The 3,167-nt window shown below is 31.0% G+C and carries 5 protein-coding genes and 1 pseudogene; all 6 read right to left on the bottom strand.

Annotated features, from left to right (window positions below; translation table 11 throughout):
• A partial coding sequence (locus WBQ70_RS03715; protein ID WP_423910740.1) for a hypothetical protein occupies nucleotides 1-797 on the bottom strand: 797 nt, incomplete at its 3' end.
• Nucleotides 797-1,309 carry a heavy-metal-associated domain-containing protein gene (locus WBQ70_RS03710; RefSeq protein WP_423910737.1) on the bottom strand — a complete coding sequence of 171 codons (513 nt, stop codon included), beginning with the start codon at nucleotides 1,307-1,309 and terminating at the stop codon, nucleotides 797-799. The genes WBQ70_RS03715 and WBQ70_RS03710, both read right to left, overlap by 1 nt.
• Nucleotides 1,310-1,359: 50 nt before the next feature.
• Complete coding sequence (locus WBQ70_RS03705; protein ID WP_423910734.1) at nucleotides 1,360-1,773, bottom strand: heavy-metal-associated domain-containing protein; 414 nt, start codon at nucleotides 1,771-1,773, stop codon at nucleotides 1,360-1,362.
• Between the two features lie 151 nt (nucleotides 1,774-1,924).
• A complete protein-coding gene (locus WBQ70_RS03700) occupies nucleotides 1,925-2,293 on the bottom strand; it encodes a hypothetical protein (RefSeq protein ID WP_423910731.1) in 369 nt (122 codons plus the stop codon).
• A 73-nt stretch (nucleotides 2,294-2,366) separates the two neighbouring features.
• Nucleotides 2,367-2,708 (bottom strand): phage holin family protein, encoded by a 342-nt coding sequence (locus WBQ70_RS03695; protein WP_423910728.1) that lies wholly within the window; start codon nucleotides 2,706-2,708, stop codon nucleotides 2,367-2,369.
• A gap of 36 nt (nucleotides 2,709-2,744) precedes the next feature.
• Nucleotides 2,745-3,167 (bottom strand): annotated as a pseudogene (locus WBQ70_RS03690) (alpha/beta fold hydrolase); the annotation flags it as partial.

The raw sequence follows: 3,167 nt of genomic DNA, 5'->3' as shown, positions 1-3,167 counted from the left end.
ACATTAAAAAAAGTATATTCAAAATTCAAAAAAGCACCATTAGGCGAAAGACGATTCATTGAACTTAATAATTGAGTTTTGTATCCAATATCTATTCGGGCTTGACTATGAATAATAAATTGGACAGAAGGAGCTACATCCAAATAGGATTTTCCGTTCTCATTTAAAGTTTGTCCAATTAATTCTAACATCACATTGATGTTGGTTTGTTTAAAATTAGTGTATTTTTTTGGATACATTAATTTTCCAAAAGACAACGTATAATTAGTGGCGTTATCACTTTGTGATGCTGGAAAATCATGCTTTTTATTATTCAATGCTTTTTCAAAACTCAGAGAACTACTAATTGCCATTTTTCCTAGTAATTGTGTCGCAATCAAACCCATTTCATATCCTGAATTGTGACGCATAATATCAATCGCTTCTTGGCTGATTTGAGTATTATTAATACTATAACGACCAAAACCTGCCATTCTAAAATGGCTATGAACATCATCTACCGAAAAAAAGCGGTATTTAGCGTAAATACTTCCACCTTCAGTTTCCAAATTATTAGTTCTATTACTTACAAAAAGAGAGGTATGAATCATCAAATTTTTATTTGCTCCCCACATCAATTCGGGCATTAAAAAATAATTGTAACCCGAATTTACCACTCTTTTATAAGCTGATTGATTTAATCGAAACCCTATTGAACCTGTTGGCATATTACTCGCAGGTTCGGTCATCACAAAAAGTTCTTGTGCTTGGGTTGCTGTATAACCAAAAAGCAATACCATTAAAATTAACTTTTTCATTATTCAGTAAGTTTTACATAATACACATTGGAACTTGAGTTCGAAAAATCCGTTTTCTTAACGTTGACTTGACTCCATTTTTTAAAATCTTTAGAAGTCAAATACCCTTTACCTAAAATCTTAATTTTGGTTTGGTTTGTACTAATTTTAGCATTACCATCTAAAAACACAAAAGTTGTTTTGTCTTGTTCTAAAGTTGTTTTAGAGTTACTTTTTAAACTTTCCGAAGGCAAATACACAATCATTGAACCGACAAAAAAACCTGCTTTTTCAATACTTTCTTTTATCTCTAAAGGTTTCGTTTGATTGTCTTTTGTGTAATAAACAGTAAAGGTATTGGTGTTCAAATTTGTTTCTACTTTTTCAACATTAGGTGATTTTTGTAATTGTTTGTAAATTGCATTGGAACACATGGAACAGGTTAATCCTGTTGCAACAATTTCTGCTTTATTAATTTGGGCAAAAGCAATACTGCTAAATGCCATAAAGAGTAATACTATATAGTTTTTCATTTTACTATTTTTAAAGATTAATCCATTTCTGGAGAATGATTTAATGTTTTCTATTCCGATTTCATTTGATGACAAAAAGGTACACCTTTGGGAGTTGTAATAGATTCGGCTTGTTTATTTTTAACTGGCTTATCATATTGACAACAATGAGGCAACTTATTATAAGCTGTATTTGAAGCTAAATATATGTCGCTTTCATAACCTGCAGCAGCAATTCGTCTTAGAATTTCATCTGGATTGGTTTTAGCAGGATCAAATGTTAATGTTGCCATTTTAGTATCAACATTCCAAATGACCGTAGCCTCTCCTTTTACATTAGCTGCTTTTTCGATTGTTTTTTTACACATTTCACAGTTTCCGTATATTTTTACGGTTTCGGTTTTAGCGTTTTTTATTTGCGCGCTCGCAAAAGTTACGGATAGCAATAATATTACTGCCATCACATTATTTATTAGTGATTTCATTTTGTTGTTTTTTAGAATTGAAATAAATGGCCTCAAAAATCCTTAAATACAAGACATTACAAGTACCTAGCAAATTATTGACCGTTAAAATTGATGATTAAAGTCTCAATGACTTCGAACTTGACCCAATTAGGGCTGTCACCTTGTAGTTTTAGCCTATTTTAGGAATAAGCCAGATAGAAGAATATCCATCAGAAGTAATTGAATCTGATGCATAGAATTTTTGTTTTTCAGATGAAAAATCAAAAACATTAATTGGGTTTTCAAAAGTGGTATTTAATAAAAAACTCAAACTAAACGAACTAGTAGTACATTCAGCATGACCACACTTTCCGTTACAGGAATTTTGTTTTTCATTTTTAGAACAAGATTTTGTTCCGCAACAACTTTTTTTAGATTTAGAAGTCATTTCCATTGAACAACCCTTCTTTGAAGAATTTGAATTTCCACAAGCCATAGCAGTACTCGGCATCAAAAAGACACCTAATAAAACGATGATATATATGTGGATTTTTTTCATTGAAATTCAATATTTAAAACAAAATTAGCAAAACAATTTTGCTTTAGATGCAAATTTATGTTAAAACAGGAATTTAGTTCTTTCCTAATATTGAATACATAATAGACTGAGATATAGACAAAATAACACTAAACAGCAATGCAACTAAAAATCCATCAACATAAAAACCACCTACAATCGAGGAACAAATTAAAATCATTATTGCATTGATACACAACAAAAACAATCCTAAAGTAAGAATAGTTATCGGCAATGTAAAAATGACAATAAGTGGTTTGATAAAGAGATTAAGCAAACTTAAAACAAATGCTACAATAAGCGCAGTTGTAAAACCAGCGATATGCACCCCTTTCATTACATGGGATAGGATTACAACCAATACCGCTGTGATGAGCATTCTAACTAATAATTTCATAAACTTTAATTTTATGTAGATACAAATATAAATTATTTATTGTTTCAAAAAAGAACTAACTAATTGATGAAACAATTTAGGATTTTCGGCATGAAGCCAATGTCCCGCATTAGGAATAGTTTCTAGTTTCATTAAAGGAAAGTGAGTGACAATATTCTCAATATCTGAATCTAAAATGTAGTTTGAATTTCCACCTCGAATGAAAAGGGTTGGCTTGTCAAAATGTGCTTCATCAGGAAGTGCGACACCTATTTCGCTGATTTTTTTATTAAAAACTGCTAAATTAAAACGGAATGCTAGTTGTCCTGGTTCTTGCCAATACAAACTTTTCATCAAAAATTGACGTGTACCAAAATCGGTGATAAAATTACCGATGATTTCTTCGACCTCACTACGGCTTGGTTTTTTAGAAAAATCAACAGCGTTTAATCCTGCCAAAATGGTTTGATGGTGTTGTGG

Origin of the sequence: Flavobacterium sp., from assembly GCF_049590715.1 — a bacterium.
GTDB lineage: Bacteria > Bacteroidota > Bacteroidia > Flavobacteriales > Flavobacteriaceae > Flavobacterium.
Note: the sequence above shows the minus strand (reverse complement) of the source record. Positions and strands in the feature narration are given on the sequence as shown.

What these genes read in the sequence shown, in the direction of transcription:
- WBQ70_RS03710 (WP_423910737.1), bottom strand. Translation starts at nt 1,309, where the DNA reads ATGAAAAACTATATAGTATTACTCTTTATGGCATTTAGCAGTATTGCT.
- WBQ70_RS03705 (WP_423910734.1), bottom strand. Translation starts at nt 1,773, where the DNA reads ATGAAATCACTAATAAATAATGTGATGGCAGTAATATTATTGCTATCC.
- WBQ70_RS03700 (WP_423910731.1), bottom strand. Translation starts at nt 2,293, where the DNA reads ATGAAAAAAATCCACATATATATCATCGTTTTATTAGGTGTCTTTTTG.
- WBQ70_RS03695 (WP_423910728.1), bottom strand. Translation starts at nt 2,708, where the DNA reads ATGAAATTATTAGTTAGAATGCTCATCACAGCGGTATTGGTTGTAATC.